The 17,234-nt window shown below is 63.0% G+C and carries 13 protein-coding genes; 10 read left to right on the top strand and 3 right to left on the bottom strand.

Annotated elements, in window-relative coordinates; genetic code table 11:
- Positions 1-63: 63 nt before the first annotated feature.
- From JY96_RS10045 to JY96_RS10065, 5 genes are all read left to right on the top strand, one after another.
- Positions 64-1,680: an acyl-CoA carboxylase subunit beta gene (locus JY96_RS10045; protein ID WP_035037077.1), complete on the top strand. Its 1,617-nt coding sequence runs from the start codon at positions 64-66 to the stop codon at positions 1,678-1,680.
- 71 nt (positions 1,681-1,751) lie between these two features.
- On the top strand, positions 1,752-2,909 hold the full coding sequence (locus tag JY96_RS10050) for an acyl-CoA dehydrogenase family protein (protein WP_035037079.1): 1,158 nt from the start codon (positions 1,752-1,754) through the stop codon (positions 2,907-2,909).
- Between the two features lie 21 nt (positions 2,910-2,930).
- Complete coding sequence (locus tag JY96_RS10055) at positions 2,931-3,767, top strand: enoyl-CoA hydratase/isomerase family protein (protein ID WP_035037082.1); 837 nt, start codon at positions 2,931-2,933, stop codon at positions 3,765-3,767.
- 119 nt (positions 3,768-3,886) lie between these two features.
- On the top strand, positions 3,887-5,899 hold the full coding sequence (locus JY96_RS10060; RefSeq protein ID WP_035037085.1) for an acetyl/propionyl/methylcrotonyl-CoA carboxylase subunit alpha: 2,013 nt from the start codon (positions 3,887-3,889) through the stop codon (positions 5,897-5,899).
- A 2-nt stretch (positions 5,900-5,901) separates the two neighbouring features.
- Entirely contained in the window at positions 5,902-6,786 is an 885-nt protein-coding gene (locus JY96_RS10065) for a 3-keto-5-aminohexanoate cleavage protein (RefSeq protein WP_200883486.1), read from the top strand.
- 58 nt (positions 6,787-6,844) lie between these two features.
- Here the strand turns inward: JY96_RS10065 and JY96_RS23130 are convergent, their stop codons facing one another.
- Positions 6,845-7,549: a hypothetical protein gene (locus JY96_RS23130; RefSeq protein ID WP_152606440.1), complete on the bottom strand. Its 705-nt coding sequence runs from the start codon at positions 7,547-7,549 to the stop codon at positions 6,845-6,847.
- A 45-nt stretch (positions 7,550-7,594) separates the two neighbouring features.
- Positions 7,595-9,667 carry a cellulase family glycosylhydrolase gene (locus JY96_RS10075; RefSeq protein WP_161784291.1) on the bottom strand — a complete coding sequence of 691 codons (2,073 nt, stop codon included), beginning with the start codon at positions 9,665-9,667 and terminating at the stop codon, positions 7,595-7,597.
- A gap of 341 nt (positions 9,668-10,008) precedes the next feature.
- On the opposite strand from JY96_RS10075, the gene JY96_RS10080 reads away from it, so the two are divergent.
- Positions 10,009-10,257 (top strand): DUF1488 family protein, encoded by a 249-nt coding sequence (locus JY96_RS10080; protein WP_035037097.1) that lies wholly within the window; start codon positions 10,009-10,011, stop codon positions 10,255-10,257.
- A gap of 14 nt (positions 10,258-10,271) precedes the next feature.
- Here the strand turns inward: JY96_RS10080 and JY96_RS10085 are convergent, their stop codons facing one another.
- Complete coding sequence (locus tag JY96_RS10085; protein ID WP_035037099.1) at positions 10,272-11,156, bottom strand: metal-dependent hydrolase; 885 nt, start codon at positions 11,154-11,156, stop codon at positions 10,272-10,274.
- Between the two features lie 210 nt (positions 11,157-11,366).
- Between JY96_RS10085 and JY96_RS10090 the strand changes: the two genes are divergently transcribed.
- The 4 genes from JY96_RS10090 (at position 11,367) to JY96_RS23135 (ending at position 17,206) form a co-directional block, all read left to right on the top strand.
- Positions 11,367-12,437, top strand: coding sequence for a GGDEF domain-containing protein (locus JY96_RS10090; protein WP_161784292.1), 1,071 nt, complete (start codon positions 11,367-11,369; stop codon positions 12,435-12,437).
- Between the two features lie 142 nt (positions 12,438-12,579).
- Positions 12,580-14,901: a type I secretion system permease/ATPase gene (locus tag JY96_RS10095; protein WP_081961175.1), complete on the top strand. Its 2,322-nt coding sequence runs from the start codon at positions 12,580-12,582 to the stop codon at positions 14,899-14,901.
- A complete protein-coding gene (locus tag JY96_RS10100) occupies positions 14,898-16,427 on the top strand; it encodes an HlyD family type I secretion periplasmic adaptor subunit (RefSeq protein WP_035037102.1) in 1,530 nt (509 codons plus the stop codon). Before JY96_RS10095 ends, JY96_RS10100 begins: the two co-directional genes overlap by 4 nt.
- 14 nt (positions 16,428-16,441) lie before the next feature.
- Positions 16,442-17,206, top strand: a complete 765-nt coding sequence (locus JY96_RS23135) for a hypothetical protein (RefSeq protein ID WP_152606441.1) — start codon at positions 16,442-16,444, stop codon at positions 17,204-17,206.
- Positions 17,207-17,234 lie beyond the last annotated feature (28 nt).

The raw sequence follows: 17,234 nt of genomic DNA on the forward strand, positions 1-17,234 counted from the left end.
TCAAGCAGGATTACATTGCGTGCACTGGCCTCATGGCCGACGTGTCCAAGGATCTGACCCAAGATGCCCGCTCTGCGCACTGCCCTCAACACCAAATCCGAGTCTTACCGCGCCGCCGTGGCGCGCATGACCGAGCGCCTGGACCAGGTACGCGCCCTCGAAAAACAGGTGCGCGACGGCTCCGCCGACAAGCGCGACAAATTCGAAAAACGCGGCCAGTTGCTGCCGCGTGAACGCGTGGCCCGCCTGCTCGACCGCGACTCGCCCTTCCTCGAGCTCAGCACCCTCGCCGGCTTGGGCATGCACGACGACGACGGCAAGAAGAGCGTGCTGGGCGGCGGCACCATCATCGGCATTGGCCTGGTGGCTGGCAAGCGCTGCCTGGTCACCGCCAGCGACAGCGCGCTCAAGGGCGGCACCATCTCGCCCATGGGCCTCAAGAAGGGCCTGCGCGCCCAAGAGATCGCCCGCGACAACAAGCTGCCCCTGATCTGCCTGGTGGAATCGGGCGGCGCCAACCTGATGTACCAGGCCGAGATCTTCGTGGACGGCGGCAAGAGCTTCGCCAACCAGGCGCGCCTCTCGGCCATGGGCATCCCGCAGATCGCCGTGGTGCATGGTTCGTCCACCGCGGGTGGCGCCTACCTGCCCGGCCTGTCCGACTACGTGATCCTGGTGAAGGGCCGCTCCAGCATCTACCTGGCTGGCCCCCCGCTCGTGAAGGCCGCCATCGGCGAAGACGCCACCGACGAGGACCTGGGTGGCGCCGAGATGCACGCCAGCGTGACCGGCCTGGGCGAGTACCTGTCGGACAACGACGCACACGCCATCGCCATGTGCCGCGACCTGCTGGACAAGCTGCAATGGGACACGGTCGAGGTTGAGGGCCGCAAGCCCGTCATCGCCCCGCTGTTCAACGAAGAAGAACTGCTGGGCTGCGTGCCGGCCGATGACCGCGAGCCCTTTGACAGCCGCGAGGTCATCGCCCGCATCGTCGACGGCTCGGACTTCCTCGAATTCAAGGCCAACTACGGCAGCGAGACCCTGTGCGGCCACGCCCGCATCAACGGCCACCTGGTCGGCATCCTGGGCAACAACGGCCCCATCCAGCCGCAAGGCTCGACCAAGGCCGCGCAGTTCATCCAGCTGTGTGATCAATCGGGCACGCCGCTGGTCTTCCTGCAGAACACGACCGGCTACATGGTGGGCTCGGCCGCTGAACACGGCGGCGCCATCAAGCATGGCTCCAAGATGATCCAGGCCGTGGCCAACGCCCGTGTGCCCAAGTTCACCATCACGCTCAATGGCTCATTCGGCGCCGGCAACTACGGCATGTGCGGCCGCGGTTTCGACCCGCGCTTCATCTTCAGCTGGCCTTCTGCCCGCACCGCCGTGATGGGTGGCGCGCAAGCCGCCAAGGTGATGGAGATCGTCACGCGCGGCAAGATGGAACGCGCCGGCATGCCGGTGAACGACGCCATGCTCGAAGGCATGTCCGCCGAGATCCGCAAGCGCCTGGATGCCGAATCCAACGTGCTGTTCGGCACCGCCCGCCTGTGGGACGACGGTGTCATCGACCCGCGCGACACCCGCCGTGTGCTGGCCCTGTGCCTGGACATGGCCCTCGAAGCCGACAAGCGCCAGCTGCGCGGCAACACCTTTGGCGTGGCGCGCCTGTAAGGCCGCCGCGCACCCACACCAGACACCACATCACACCATCGCCCCGCCGCGACAGACCCGAGGAGACCACCATGCAATTCACCGCTGAACACAAGCAGATCGCCGAAACCGTCAAGCGCTTTTGCGAAGCCGAGATCAACCCCTACGTGAAGGAATGGGAAGCCGCCGAGACCTTCCCCGCCCATGAAGTCTTCAAGAAGATGGGCAACCTGGGCCTGCTGGGCGTGAAGTACGACACCGAGTACGGTGGCCTGGGCCTGGACTTCTCCTACTCGATGGTGGTGGCCGAAGAGCTGGGCGCCATCCCCTGCGGCGGCGTGCCCATGGCCATTGGCGTGCAGACCGACATGTGCACCCCCGCCCTGCACCGCTTCGGCTCGCACGAGCTGAAGAAGGAATACCTGGCCCCGGCCATCGCCGGCGACATGGTCGGTTGCATCGGCGTGTCGGAAACCGGTGGCGGCTCCGACGTGGCCGCGCTCAAGACCTCGGCCCGCGTGGAAGGCGATGACTACGTCATCAACGGCTCCAAGATGTGGATCACCAATGCCACGCAAGCGGACTGGTGCTGCCTGCTGGCCAACACGTCCGACGGCCCGGTGCACAGCAACAAGTCCATGATCATCGTGCCGATGGATGCCAAGGGCATCACCACGCAGAAGATCAAGAAGATCGGCATGAACTCGTCGGACACGGCGCAGATCTTCTTCGACAACGTGCGCGTGCCCCGTCGCAACCTGGTCGGCACCGAAGGCGCCGGCTTCATGATGCAGATGATCCAGTTCCAGGAAGAGCGCCTGTACGGTGCGGCCAACTCCCTGAAGATGCTCGACAAGCTGATCGACCTGACCATCGAGTACTGCAAGGAACGCCACACCTTCGGCCAGCCCCTGATCAACAACCAGGTCATCCACTTCCGCCTGGCCGAGCTGCGCACCGAAGTCGAGCTGCTGCGCTCGCTGGTCTACCGTGCCGTCGACGGGTATGTGCAAGGCCAGGACGTGACCCGCATGGCCTCGATGGCCAAGCTCAAGTGCGGCCGTCTGATCCGCGAAGTGGCCGACAGCTGCCTGCAGTACTGGGGCGGCATGGGCTTCACGTATGACAACCCCATCTCGCAGGCTTACCGCGATGGCCGCCTGGTCTCCATCGGTGGCGGCGCCGACGAAATCATGCTGGGCATCATCTGCAAGTTCGAGGGCACGCTGCCCAAGAAGGTCCGCAAGTAATCAGCCAGGGCGCCATACGCGATGACCACCTCCACCATCCAGGTCCAGCTCGACAAGGGCATCTGCACCATCACGCTCAATCGGCCTGAAGTGCGCAATGCCATGTCCCTGACCATGATCAACGAGTTGCTGACCACGCTGCGTCAGGCCGAAGAAGACGCCAGCGTGCGCGTCATCGTGCTGCGCGGCGCAGGCGGCCACTTCTGTGCCGGCGGCGACATCGGCGACATGGCCCAGGCCCGCATGAAGCTGGCCGCCGTGCAGGCCGAAGAAGCCAAGACCGGCGTGAAGGCATCGGGCCCCAGCCCGGTGGCCCAGGTCAACGCACAATTCGGGCGCCTGTGCCTGGCCTTTGCGCGCACCACACTGCCCGTGGTCACCGTGCTGGAAGGCACCGTGATGGGCGGTGGCTTCGGCCTGGCCTGCGTGTCCGACGTCACCCTGGCGCTGGACAACGTGAGCTTTCGCCTGCCCGAAACTTCGCTGGGCATCATCCCCGCGCAGATCGCACCCTTCCTGGTCGAGCGCCTGGGTTATGCCGAAGCCAAGCGCCTGTCGGTCACTGGGGCCAAGATCAATGCGCAAGACGCCCTGACCATCCGCCTGGTGCACGAAGTGCATGGCAGCGCAGACGCGCTCAACGACGCCCTGGCCAACACCATCGCCAGCATCATGGCCTGCGGCCCGCAAGCCATCGCCACCACCAAGAACCTGCTGGCCCGTGCGCGCAGCACGCCCGCAGAAGACCTCATCGACGATGCGGCCGAGTTGTTCGCACAAGCCGTGCTCAGCGACGAAGGCCAGGAAGGCACCAGCGCTTTCATGCAAAAGCGCAAGCCCTCGTGGGTACAGACATGAACCACCCCCTACGCGCTTCGCGCGCCCCCTCAAGGGGGCAACACCAATGGACCGGCGAAGCCGGATCCATGGTGTTCGCTGGATGAGAACGAGTACTGGCAAGTTCACTGCGAAACATCATGTTGAAAAAAATCCTGATTGCGAACCGCGGCGAGATCGCCTGCCGCGTGATCCGCACGGCCCGCAAGCTGGGCTACCGCACCGTGGCCGTGTTCAGCGAAGCCGATGCGCAGGCCCCGCACGTCAGCCTGGCTGACGAAGCCGTGTGCATCGGCCCCGCGCCCGCCGCCGAGTCCTACCTCAAGGTCGACGCCTTGCTGGAGGCCTGCCGCAAGACCGGCGCCAACGCCATCCACCCCGGCTACGGCTTCCTGTCGGAAAACGCGGGCTTTGCACAAGCCTGTGCGGATGCCGGCGTGATCTTCATCGGCCCCTCGCCTGAAGCCATCCGCGTGATGGGCGACAAGGCCGGTGCCAAGAAGGAAATGATCCGCGCCGGCGTGCCCACCGCACCGGGCTACCTGGGCGCCGACCAGAACGACGAGACCCTGATCGCCGAAGGCAAACGCCTGGGCTTCCCGCTGCTGGTCAAGGCCGTGAGCGGCGGTGGTGGCCGTGGCATGCGCCTGGTGCATCAGGCCGACGAACTGCAGCAGGCCATCACCAGCGCCCGCCGCGAAGCCCAAAGCGCCTTTGGCGACGGCACGCTGATGCTGGAGCGCCTGGTGCTCGACGGCCGCCACATCGAGATCCAGGTCTTCGCCGACAGCCATGGCAACGCCGTCTACATCGGCGAGCGCGACTGCACGGCCCAGCGCCGCCGCCAGAAGGTGATTGAAGAATCGCCCTCGCCCGTGGTCAGCCCCGCCATGCGCGAAGCCATGGGCCGCGACGCGGTGCTGGCCGCCAAGGCCATCAACTACTGCGGCGCCGGCACCATCGAGTACATCGTCGACCAGGACCTGAACTACTACTTCCTGGAGATGAACACCCGCCTGCAGGTGGAGCACCCGGTCACCGAAATGATCTCGGGCCTCGATCTGGTCGAGTGGCAACTGCGCGTGGCCGCCGGCCAGCCGCTGCCCTTGAAGCAGGAAGAGATCAAGCTGCAAGGCCACGCCATCGAAGCGCGCCTGTACACCGAAGACCCGTATGCCGGCTTTGCACCGCAGACCGGTGACATCGCCTGGTGGCGCCCCACCCAGGCCCTGTACGACGGCGTGCGCATCGACGACGGCATCGTCGAAGGCGGCACCGTGACGCCACACTACGACCCCATGGTGGCCAAGCTCATCGTGCACGGCCGTGACCGTGACGACGCCATCCGCCGCCTGATCACCACGCTGGACGATGCGCCGCTGCTGGGCCTCAAGCACAACGCGCGCTTCCTGCGTGACCTGATCGACCACCCACGCTTCCGTGCCGGCACGATGACGACCACGCTCATCGACCAATGGCAGACCGACAACGAAGCCATCCTGCAGCGCCCCGTCGCCACGGATGAAGCCTGGCTCGTGGCCGCCGCCGTGATCGCCGCACGCACCCAGCACAAGGCGGTGGGCACCCACGCTCCTGCCCTGCGTGCCGACAGCGTCAGTGGCTTTGATGTGCCCCTGGCTTGCGATGGCGCCAAACGCACGCTGCGTGTGCAGGGCCAGCGCAATGGCCGCTTCCTGGTCAGCCTCACGCCCACCGATACGCCACACGATCTGCGCCTGATCAACCACGACACGAGCGCGCGTGGCGGCGTGCTGCGCTATGAGCTCGACGGCGTGCAGCGCAGCCTGCTGGCCGTGTGGTGCGAAGGCTCGGCCGGCGACGAACTGCACGTGGTGCAACAAGCTTCGACCTTCGTGTTCAACGAGGTCTCGGCCTGGCCTGATGCCGGCAATGCGGCGGACCCCAGCCGTGCGCTGTCCCCAGTGGCCGGCACCGTGGCCCAGGTCCTGGTCAAGGCCGGTGACACCGTGGTGGCCGACCAGCCACTGCTGAGCATCGAAGCCATGAAGATGGAAATGTGGTTGTCCGCCCAGGCCCCGGGCGTGATCAAGGCCGTGTACGTGCAAGCGGGCGAACAAGTGCAGGCCAAGACCCTGCTGATCGACATCGAACTCACAACGAAGGAATCGTGATCATGGACAAGGCCATTCTGACCTGCGCCCTCACCGGCGTGCTCACCGACCCGGCGCAACACCCCGTGCCGGTCACGGCTGCCCAGATGGCGGCCGCCGCGCGCGAAGCCTTCGATGCCGGCGCATCCATCATGCACGTGCACCTGCGCCGCCAGGAACCCGGCATGGGCCGCTTCCCCAGCTGGGACCCGGCCGTGGCCGCCGAGATCGACACGGCCATCCGTGCCGCCTGCCCCGGCGTCATCATCAACCTGACCACGGGTGTGGTGGGCCCGGACATCTCCGGCCCGGCCGCCTGCATCCGCGCCGTGCGCCCCGAGATTGCCGCCTGCAACGCCGGCAGCCTGAACTACCTGAAGATCAAAGAGAACGGCCAGTGGGCATGGCCCCCGATGCTGTTCGACAACCAGGTCGACAAGGTCAAGGCCATGATCGACGTCATGAACGAAACCGGCACGCGCCCCGAGTTCGAATGCTTCGACGTGGGCATCGTGCGCTCGGTGGAGATGTACCAGAAGGCCGGCATGGCCGACTACCTGGAGTACAACTTCGTGATGGGCGTGGCCTCGGGCATGCCGGTGGATGCCGACCTGCTCAAGCTGCTGGTGAAGTACCGCAAGCAAGGCACGACTTGGCAGACCACCTTGATCGGCCGCGAAGAGATCTGGGCCGTGCACCAGGCCACGGCAGACCTGGGCGGCATGCTGCGCACCGGCGTGGAAGACACCTTCTACCTGCCAGGTGGCGAGCGCACATCGGGCAATGGCCAGCTGATCGAAGCCCTGGCACAGTGCGCGCGCAATGCGGGGCGTGAGGTGGCATCACCCGCTGAAGCCCGTCAGATGCTGGGCTTGAAGCCTGCGGCGGAGCATGGCGTGAAGGCTTGAGTCAAAGCCTACTACGCCACACTCGCGCTGGCTACGCGACGTTGCCAGCGCACACCACTCACGCCCAAGGCACCGTTTCGACCATGAAGGGTACCGTTGCGGCCTGGGTAATTTGGAACGGATATCTGGCGAAGGTATTGCTTTTTGGCATCACCTTAGCTGCGTCCGTTGGATAAAAAACCAGGCCGTTGAACGTCAACAGAAATGATCCAGTCGTGATGCCATTTGCATCGACGCTCGTGCTCATTCCCGACAGGACGACATTGCCGCTTGACCTCATCTCGTAGTCGAGATGGAATGATCGGCTATCCAGGTCGTTGGGGTTGACCATCACTTGCCCCAACGTCAATCCGGCCCCTGGCGCAAACGTAGAAGGGGCCAAGCCAAGAGCGACGTTAATCAGCTTGAGATGAATCAGGCGAGTCCATTTGATGCCGGTCGTGTCGAGAACCGTATTCTGCAGACTCACCCACATGGTCGATCCGTTCAAGACGGCCTGTCTTCCCGCATCTGGCGCAATGGAGGGGCCACCAAAATCGGCAGTGAAGATGTTGTCTATGGAGCTGGTAGCCGTTGGATACGGCGAGAACAGCGCTTGCGGACTGGTTGTGGTTCCTTGAGCGTAGGCGCGCCCATCGGTGCCACCTTGCCCACTGGAACCGGCGGTACTCGCGGGCGAGTCGCCGCCGCCACCGCATCCAGCCAGCGGCAGCAAGGTCAAGGCCGGTGCACCAATGACGATCGATCGTCTGATTTTGTCCATGAATTCCTCCAATTCGTTTAGTTCGAAGCTGCGATGTGTCCTGGATCAGGCGCGGCGTGGCAACTGCCTGCCCATGGCCGCTTGCATCAAGACGTCACTCATGTCCCCACCAGGAGTCCAGCCGATAAATCCCAATGACCAGCCGTAGGCGTGATATGCCCACGAAAAGTGGTACTTCTGCGCCACGCAAAGGATGTCCTGAATGTAGGCTGCACGCGACTTCTCCATGTCATCGCCCGATGTCGCCGAGAAAAACGACGCGATGGCGATAGGCGCATAGTAGGGATAGAAAGGACTTGCCGTGTCCCTGGCCGCTCTATAGAAACCCTGCGCAATGGCCTGATTTGGCGCCTTGTATTCGACCCAGTACCGGTCGGCCTGGATCTGAACCTTGGCCTTGGTCACGAAGAATGCCTCTGTTCCGGGCTCTCCTGCCGAGATGGTCATCAGCACATCGTTCGTAAAGTTTGATGCGGCCCACTTCCTGGGGTCCGGATCCGTTGGAGGTGTACGGGTGGCGGGTACAGCAAACCCCATCGCGTAGTCTTCGGCACGGATCACGGGACAATCTGCAACGCCTCGCTTGGTCGGTGTCTTGCCGTTCGTAGGTGGCACTGGAGGCAGCGGAATACCTGTTACGCCCGACAGTGAGGGTCGCCCAAAACTCCAGCGATTGATGTTATCGAAATACGCCCGCACATACGTACCGTCTGGCCCCTGGAATACATCGAATTCCGTGATCCATCTGGACCTGGGATGCAAGGAAACGTCGGCCCACTGAGGCAGGTATTTCCTTTGCTCCGCCGCATCACTCGTCACCGATGCGGCGAGGAACTTCTGATTGTCTACCCAGACCAACTTGACTCTGTCAGGATTTGGCGGACTCACCGACTCGAGTACGGGTTGAACAAACGAAAACTCGCCAACAAAAATGGGCTGCACGTTGCCGCCTGCCTGAGCGGCAGCTTGTAGTGCGATAGGCTCCCGCCATTGCGTGGCCACGTCGTCCATGTTGTTCATGGGTTCGACCTTTCCACCCCAGTCTTCGCAGATCACGTTTGCTGAGTCGTCAACCCAATTGCCGGCCGAGTCCCAATTGCGAGCGATACGCCTGAGGGAGCCTGAAGGGTAAGTCCACCCCAATGCCGGCCACAGCCCCGCACTGACGCCTTGAGACGTGATGCTGATGGATTGATAGGCATGAAATTGATAGACGATCCAGCCGCTTGCCCCGGCCGATGACACCTGGCTGCTCCAGCGTGACATGCCCAGTGCACTGTCATACAGGTAGGTGGGACTGCCGCCCGTCGTGGATGGTGCATTGAACAGCTTGATGTGCAAGGGCTCACCGGTCGGGCAGCAGATGACGATTGGTGTGGGACTGACCAAAGACGTCAAACTGAGCTCTTGCGTGCGAATGCCATCGATGATCTTCTGTGCAATCTGCGGCCAGCCATAGATGGCCTCACGAGCCCGCTTGATACTCAACACCACTCCCGCAGGCGCAGGCGTCTTGATGGGCGGCTCATTGAGCGGATCTATGCCGATCAGAGCGACTTCAGCACCGAACTCCTGGATGCATTGCTTCCAGAAGCCGACCAGTGTGTCGCAATTAGCTTGGGTGCTTGCATTACTGACTTCGCCATAGGTCACGAGGTCCGTGCCCCCGGGATAACCGCACACCAGAATGACGCCCATATTCAGAGCTTCACAGGTCTTCAGAATGCCTCGAACACGATCGCGGTATGCATAAATGGTTTGGAGATCATCGATGGCGTTAACCAGATTGATGTCTGCAGACGGACTCCAACCCTTGTCCTTGATCAGCGCGATGTTGTTGAAATCTGGCGTCTCTCCGCCCAGCCACAGCCGTATAGCGTTGTAGCTTTGCTTGTTGGCGAGATTGGCCAAGGTGCGATGCGCAAAGTTGTACGTCGACGTATCTCCTGTAAAAGCATTGACGAGCGGCACCGACTGATCGGGTTTTGCGATTTCAAGATGGACGTTTGCCCCTGCGACCTTGCCATTCATCCAGGCGGTCCAGGCGTTGGTTCTGTTAAGTGGATTTGCAGGCATATTGCCCTCCGTGATTTTTAATAAATAGAGTCGCGCAGACACGACCGCGCAATGTCGTGGCGCGTGCTGTAACGAGCAGGCGTCGCCTCCCCCTTCCCGGCTTACTTGTTGTGCCCGCATGATGGCACTGCGTAGCTCCTCGATCGGAGGTGGCCTACGTTACAGTGTGAAACAACACTGATCAAAATGTTCACCACTGCGACAGTAAGTCCACAGGCCTGCATATAGACACAGTTCGTCCGCAATCGCACCGGGTTATATAGGCTGCTCAGGCAACCATTTGAAGGCTGAGACGCATCTCCTTACCCACGCTTACGGACGTGCTGCCCGCCCCGATCAACACTGCCCTCCCTTGAATCCCTTCATGCAGCAGGAGCAGCAAGATGAACGACGTTCGCCCCGTGATTTACGCCGGCCACGATTCCGTGATCGTGCGCCTGCCGGTCGGCCTGCGCCTGGTGCGCGCCATCATTTCCCGCGAGGCGCTCGAAACCCGCTTCCAGGCCGGGCACAACCGGCAGGACTGGGTCGACACCTACCTGGCCAATGCAAGTCAGATCGAAGCCGTGGTGCAGGACAAGATCGCCAAAGCCTGCCCCGAACCCATCGTCGTCTCCAAATACGACTTCTGATGCGCCACGGCCACTCAGCTCACCCCCATCACCTGCGCTGAATACGCTTCGGCCGCCATCACCGGGTCGCCCGTGCGTTCGTAAGCATTCAGCCAGGTCTCGTAGTGCCCCATCTCGGTGTGCTGCCAGGGGTGGAACCCGGGCTTGTAGTACGACAGGTAATAGCCCAGTGCCGGCAGGAAGACGCCACCGGGCTTGTACAACCACCAGGCGCCTTTGAGCAGCATCTTCGCGCGCTGCAAGAAGCCGAATCCATCGTCCTTGAGCAGGCGGTTGACCATGAACCAGTTGCCGATCGGGTACTCGATGCTGAAATAGATCAGCCCCGCAATGCGCGTGAAGTAGTTCGCCTTGGCCACCTTGGTCAGCACATCGAAGCAGACGGCCTTGTGCTCCACCTCTTCGATCGAATGCCAGGTGTAGACCGCCCGCATGCGCGTATCGAAAGGCTTGATGATGTCGGGCCGCTCCATGAAGGTCGTGCACATCATGGCCGTCATGTGTTCGGCTGCCGCCGTGTAAGACAGGTTGAAGGCCTTGGACCACGTCGACAGCTGCCACTTGAACTTGGCATCCAGAAAGCGCTGCGTCCAGCCCACGTTCAGGCCTTGGCCTTCCAGCATGGCGTTGAACTCGGTGTGCACCATGCCGTGCTGCGCTTCCTGGCGCGTGAAGTCCTTGACCTCCTGCAGCAGGTGCGGGTCCGCGATCTGGTCTCGGTAGGCGCGCACGGTGCTGATGAAGTAGCGCTCGCCGATCGGGAAGGTCAGCGACATCGCGTCGAAAAAGCGCGTCTTGAACGGGTCGCCGCCATTCCAGAAACGCGGGATGCCGCTGCCCAGCTTGAAATCGAGCTTCTCTCGCGGCTGGATCGGGCGAACTTGTGGGTCTTGTGTCATGGGCTTGTCTCCTCGGTGGATCGCAGGGGCGATTGCATACAGACTGGCTTGATCCGTGCCGCCAAAGCTGTGCCTGACAGGCCAATTCGGCGAGCTGTCGCATTAGGTTCCCGGCGAGGGCTGTTGGCGCGAGGTGACACTTCACGCAGGCCCGCCCAAGCCACACAAATCCTCAGCATGGGCTTGAGGCCGGCTGATATGCTGGCGCGCATGGGAAAGCCTGCGCGTCAAGACGGGGCGTCATCGCTCACACCTTCCATTGCCAGCGACTCGTTCAAGTTGCTGCTCAGCAGCGGCTGCCTACTGGCAGGTATCACGCACATGGCCTTTGGCTTGCTGTTCTACCAGGCCAAGGTGCTGCCCATGGCCCAGGTCAACATTGCCAGCGTGCTGACCTATCTGCTGGCGGCCTTGCTGCTGCGCCACAACAAGGTGGCCCTGGCCATGTTCATGATGATCGCGGAGGTGGCGGCACACGCCATCCTGGCCGTGATCGCCGTCGGTTGGGAGAGCGGCTTTCATTACTACCTGCTCATCGTCATCCCGGTCTTCCTGGCCAACCAGCTCAACAAGTGGCCCTTCAAGATCGGCTTTGCCACCTTGATCGGCGGCGCCTACGTCGCACTGGACTGGTACTGGCGCAAGGCCGCGCCCGCCTACCAGATGGACCTGGGCACACTGGCCTACCTGCACCGCTTCAACCTGGTCACCACGATCGCCATCCTCAGCGGGCTGACGGTGCTGTACGTGCACCTCATCACCCAGGCTGAAGAACGCCTGCACGAGCTGGCCACCACCGACAGCCTCACCGGCCTGATGAACCGACGCAGCATGCTGGCCGCGCTGGAGCACGAACAGGCCGTGCGTCAACGCCAGCCCCACGACACCTGCGTGCTGCTGGTCGACATCGACCACTTCAAGAAGCTCAACGACACCTTTGGCCACAACATGGGTGACTGGGCCCTCAAGGCCGTGGCCGACGTGCTCGAATCCGGCGTGAGGGAGATGGACTTCGTGGCCCGCTGGGGCGGCGAGGAGTTCCTCATCGTGCTGCCCTTCGCGAACAAGGCGACCGCCCTGCCGGTGGCAGAACGCCTGCGCCTGGCCATCTCCGAGCTGCGCTTCCCGTCCTCGGGGCACGCCTTGCGCGTGAGCGCCACCCTGGGGCTGGCCGAGCTGCGTGCTGACGAGCGGGTCGACCAGGCCATCCAGCGCGCCGATGCGGCGCTCTACAAAGGCAAGGACGAGGGCCGCAACCAGGTGGTGGTCAGCGCAGGTTGATCCTGCGATGCAGAGACTAGGGGCTTCCCCCGCCCCTCACATCGGGTAACGAACAGGGTCTGTCCTCCCCCTCTCAAGCGGGAGGGCCCGCAAAATACGCCTGTCCCATAATGCCCGGCATTCATTCAAGGCCAGGGTTCGCATGTCTTCCTCACTCGCCCACGAAGGGGCGGATAGCCCTATTCCGCCCACGCCCGCCTCACCGCAGCCGCCCCAACCCTGGAAAGCGCTGTGCCTGCTGGCACGCCTGCACCACATCGCCGCCGACCCTGAATCGCTGGTGCACACGCGCGGCCTGAGCCCCAACGTGCCGGCCACCGACGACGAGCTGCTGGGCGCCGCCAAGGAACTAGGCCTCAAGGCCAAGATCAGCCGCACCGCCGTTGACCGCCTCTCGCTGGCCCCTCTGCCTGCCCTGGCTCGCCTGCATGGTGTGGGCGAACAGGCAGACGGCAGCACCCGCTGGGTCCTGCTGGCCCAATGCGATGGCCAACGCGTGCTGTTCCAGGACCCGAACGCCGAAGGCGGCGGGCGTCCCACCATCGAGCCCATCGAGGTCTTCACCCAACAATGGGCCCCATCTGGTACGGGCGAGCTGCTGCTGGCCACCAGCCGTGCCAGCCTGGCCGGTGCGCTGGCCAAGTTCGACTTCACCTGGTTCATCCCCAGCATCGTCAAGCACCGCAAGCTGCTGGGCGAGGTGCTGATGGTCTCGCTGTTCCTGCAGATCTTTGCGCTGGTCAGCCCGCTGTTCTTCCAGGTCGTGATGGACAAGGTGCTGGTGCACCGCGGCCTGACCACGCTGGACGTGCTGGTCATGGGCCTCACGGTGGTCGTCATCTTCGAGAGCCTGCTCACCGGCTTACGCGCCTATGTGTTCAGCCACACCACCAGCCGCATGGACGTGGAACTCGGCGCGCGCCTGTTCCGGCACCTGGTGCAACTGCCGCTGGCCTACTTCCAGGCCCGCCGTGTGGGCGACTCGGTGGCCCGCGTGCGCGAGCTGGAAAACATCCGCAGCTTCCTCACCGGCCAGGCGCTCACGCTGGTGCTCGATGTGGTCTTCTCGGTGCTGTTCATCGGCGTGATGCTGCTCTACAGCGTGCCGCTCACGCTCATCGTGCTGATCAGCCTGCCGCTGTACGCCGCACTGATCCTGGGCGTGGTGCCCGTGCTGCGCGGGCGCTTGAACGAGAAGTTCGCGCGCGGCGCCGAGAACCAGGCCATGCTGGTGGAGACCATCACCGGCATCCAGACCGTGAAGGCCAATGCCCTGGAGCCCGCCATGGCCCGCCGCTGGGACAACCAGCTCGCCGCCTACGTGTCCGCCAGCTTCAAGACGCAGACCCTGGCCACCTGGGCCAACGAAGGCATCAACCTGATCGGCAAGCTCATCAACGCCGCCACGCTGTGGTTCGGCGCCAAGCTGGTGATGGACCATGAGCTGTCGGTGGGCCAGTTCGTGGCCTTCAACATGTTCGCCGGGCGTGTGTCCCAACCCATCATGCGCATGGCCCAGATGTGGACCGAGTTCCAGCAGACCGGCATCGCCATGGAGCGCCTGGGCGACATCCTCAACACCCGCACCGAGGTGCCCCCGAGCACCGCTGCGCAACTGCCGCCCATCAAGGGCCGCATCACGCTGGACAAGGTCACCTTCCGCTACCGGCCCGAGGCCGCGCCCGTGCTGCATGACGTGGGTTTCGACATCCGCCCCGGCGAAATCATCGGCATCGTGGGCCGCTCGGGCTCGGGCAAGAGCACGCTGACCAAACTGGTGCAGCGCCTGTACACGCCCGAGCAAGGCCGCGTGCTGATCGACGGCATCGACATCAGCCTGGTGGACGCCGCCCAGTTGCGCCGCCAGATCGGCGTCGTGCTGCAAGACAACTTCCTGTTCAACCGCAGCGTGCGCGAGAACATCGCCATTGCCGACCCGGCCGCGCCCATCGAAGCCGTGATGCACGCCGCCCGCCTGGCTGGCGCGCACGACTTCATCAGCGAACTGCCCGAGGGCTACGACACCATCGTGGGCGAGCAGGGCTCGTCGCTGTCGGGTGGGCAGCGCCAGCGCGTGGCCATTGCCCGCGCCCTGTTCACCAACCCGCGCGTGCTGATCTTCGACGAGGCCACCTCGGCGCTCGACTACGAATCTGAGGCCATCATCCAGCGCAACATGGCCGCCATCTGCAAGGGCCGCACCGTGATCATCATTGCCCACCGCCTGAGCGCCGTGCGCCACGCCCACCGCATCGTCGCCATGGAGCGTGGCCGCATCGTCGAAGCCGGCCCGCATGACGAGCTGGTGCAGCGCCCCAAGGGCCTGTACGCCTACCTGTGGCGCATGCAGCAAGGCAGCCAGCCGCTCGATGGCCCACATGATGGTCCACGCGCAGGCCATGCAGGCGCGCCGCCAACCGCTGCGCAAGCTGGCCCGATGCCCGGGGTGGAGGGCCAACCATGAGCCACGCCGCCAACCAGGCCACTGCGCCACGCCACCCGCTGGCCGACCTGCTGCGTCACTACAAGGCCGTGTTCCAGGCCGCCTGGCAGCACCGCCACGAACTGGCCGGCCCGGCCCGCCTGGCCGATGAGGCCGCCTTCCTGCCCGCGGCCTTGAGCCTGCAGGCCACACCGCCCCACCCCGCACCACGGCGCGCCATCTGGGCCATCTGCGCCCTGTTCACCATCACGCTGACCTGGGCCTGCTTCGGTCAGGTCGACATCGTGGCCGTGGCACCTGGCCGCATCGTCGTGAGTGAGGGCACCAAGCTCATCCAGCCGCTGGAAGCCAGCGTGGTCAAAACCATCCGCGTGCAAGACGGTGACAAGGTCAAGGCCGGCCAGGTGCTGATCGAACTCGACCCCACCGCCGCCGCCGCTGACAACACCCGCGTGATGCAGGAGCGAGCCGGCGCCTTGTCTGAAGCCTGGCGCACACAGGCGCTGCTCGATGCGCTGGACAAGCACCACAAACATCACGGCAAGCCCCCGGTGCTGCCCGCCGAAGCCCAGGGCCCCGGCAGTGGCCTGGACGAGACCGAACTGCGCCTGGCCCGCAACCAGCTGGACGCCGAATGGCAGAACATCCAGGCCCAGCAAGCCAAGTTGCAAGCCGACATCGACACCAAGAAGGCCGACCTGGAAACCGTGCGCGAGCAAGTCGCCAAGCTCAAGGCCACCCTGCCCATGGCGCAAAAGCGTGAAGACGACTTCGCCAAGCTGGCCAAGGAAGGCTTCGTGGCCCAGCACGCTGGTGAGGACCGCACCCGCGCCCGCGTCGAGATGGAGCAGGACCTGGCCGCCTACCGCGCCCGCCGTGAAGAAACCAAGGCCGAGATCACCCAGGCCGAACAGACCTTGCTCGCCTTCAGGGCCGACACGCTCAAGACCCTGAACGAACGCCACGCCAAGGCCGACCTGCAAGCCCGCCAGCTGGTGGCCGAAGGCGCCAAGGCCAGCCAGCGCGAAAAGCTCACCACGCTCACCGCCCCGGTGGACGGCACCGTGCAGCAGCTCGCCATCCACACCACGGGCGGCGTCGTCACGCCCGCGCAAGTGCTGCTGGTGGTCGTCCCCGACCAGGCGCAAGTCACGGCCGAAGTCACCCTGGAGAACAAGGACGTGGGCTTCGTCACCCTCGGGCAGGAAGCCGAGATCAAGCTCGAGACCTTCCCCTACACACGCTACGGCACCGTGCCCGCCAAGGTCACCACCATCACGGCCGACGCGGTGATGCAGGATCCGGATCCGGCCAAGGCCGCCGCACAGCAGGACAAGGAAGGCGAAAAAGCCCCGCCTCCCGGAGGCGCCGTCTTCCCCGCCACGCTCACGCTGGCGCAGCACACCATCAACGTGGACGGCAAACCCATCCGCCTGACACCCGGCATGAACGTCACCGCCGAGATCAAGACTGGCAAGCGCCGCGTGATCGAGTACCTGCTCAGCCCGGTGCAGAGTTACGCCAAGGAAAGCTTGCGGGAGAGGTAATTTAATGGGCCTACATGCAACGCAAGCAGCGCACCTTATTGAGCGCCTACAATATTCCAAAAATATTGCGGAACTTAATTTACAGGCCCCACCAAAAACCAACCCTCAACACATTAAAGAAAATGATCGCCACCCTTCTAGCGGCAACTAGGCACACATCATTAATCATAGCAGCGCTATTATGCGCGTGCACAGATAAGCAACCAAGGATGACTGACACAACAATATTCACGCTATCAGGAAGAGGTGTCGAGCAGAAGTTGGAAATACCCACACCCTATCTTGAAGACAAAAAAGAAGTAGAAAACCACTATGTAGTCCTTACCTGCCTCTACCCTTCCATGAAGCCTGCTGGCGAACTGCATTCATCTCCGCAGAAGGAACACATTCGAATTACGATAAAACGAGCAGAAAAAATCTCATCCGCCGATCTTTTTCTACGAGAATACACACGATTGAAAGATTCCCCAAAACCAATAAAAACCAAATACATTGGCTCAGATGGCGAATTTGATATATACAAAACACCTATTTCACGCACCTCACCAGAGGCTTCAACAACATATATAAAGAAAAATGCTGATGGCAGCTTGATTATAATGGAAGACCCAGGCAATTGGTCGGGAAGTTACCATGTGAGTCATCGATTAAGCGAGGAAATAGAGATCGAATACCAATTCGACAAGGAATTGAAACCCCACTTCAATGAAGTTGACTCCGCCGTTATAAAACTCACAAAATCATTCATACCACGACAAGAAATCAAACCAAGCCCCTAACAGCAAGCTCAGCACCTGAAAAAACAGG

The sequence above is a fragment of the Aquabacterium sp. NJ1 genome (assembly GCF_000768065.1).
GTDB lineage: Bacteria > Pseudomonadota > Gammaproteobacteria > Burkholderiales > Burkholderiaceae_C > Aquabacterium.

What these genes read in the sequence shown, in the direction of transcription:
- JY96_RS10065 (WP_200883486.1), top strand. Translation starts at nt 5,902, where the DNA reads ATGGACAAGGCCATTCTGACCTGCGCCCTCACCGGCGTGCTCACCGAC.
- JY96_RS10100 (WP_035037102.1), top strand. Translation starts at nt 14,898, where the DNA reads ATGAGCCACGCCGCCAACCAGGCCACTGCGCCACGCCACCCGCTGGCC.
- JY96_RS10055 (WP_035037082.1), top strand. Translation starts at nt 2,931, where the DNA reads ATGACCACCTCCACCATCCAGGTCCAGCTCGACAAGGGCATCTGCACC.
- JY96_RS10095 (WP_081961175.1), top strand. Translation starts at nt 12,580, where the DNA reads ATGTCTTCCTCACTCGCCCACGAAGGGGCGGATAGCCCTATTCCGCCC.
- JY96_RS10045 (WP_035037077.1), top strand. Translation starts at nt 64, where the DNA reads ATGCCCGCTCTGCGCACTGCCCTCAACACCAAATCCGAGTCTTACCGC.
- JY96_RS10090 (WP_161784292.1), top strand. Translation starts at nt 11,367, where the DNA reads ATGGGAAAGCCTGCGCGTCAAGACGGGGCGTCATCGCTCACACCTTCC.
- JY96_RS10060 (WP_035037085.1), top strand. Translation starts at nt 3,887, where the DNA reads ATGTTGAAAAAAATCCTGATTGCGAACCGCGGCGAGATCGCCTGCCGC.
- JY96_RS10085 (WP_035037099.1), bottom strand. Translation starts at nt 11,156, where the DNA reads ATGACACAAGACCCACAAGTTCGCCCGATCCAGCCGCGAGAGAAGCTC.
- JY96_RS23130 (WP_152606440.1), bottom strand. Translation starts at nt 7,549, where the DNA reads ATGGACAAAATCAGACGATCGATCGTCATTGGTGCACCGGCCTTGACC.
- JY96_RS10080 (WP_035037097.1), top strand. Translation starts at nt 10,009, where the DNA reads ATGAACGACGTTCGCCCCGTGATTTACGCCGGCCACGATTCCGTGATC.
- JY96_RS23135 (WP_152606441.1), top strand. Translation starts at nt 16,442, where the DNA reads ATGCAACGCAAGCAGCGCACCTTATTGAGCGCCTACAATATTCCAAAA.
- JY96_RS10050 (WP_035037079.1), top strand. Translation starts at nt 1,752, where the DNA reads ATGCAATTCACCGCTGAACACAAGCAGATCGCCGAAACCGTCAAGCGC.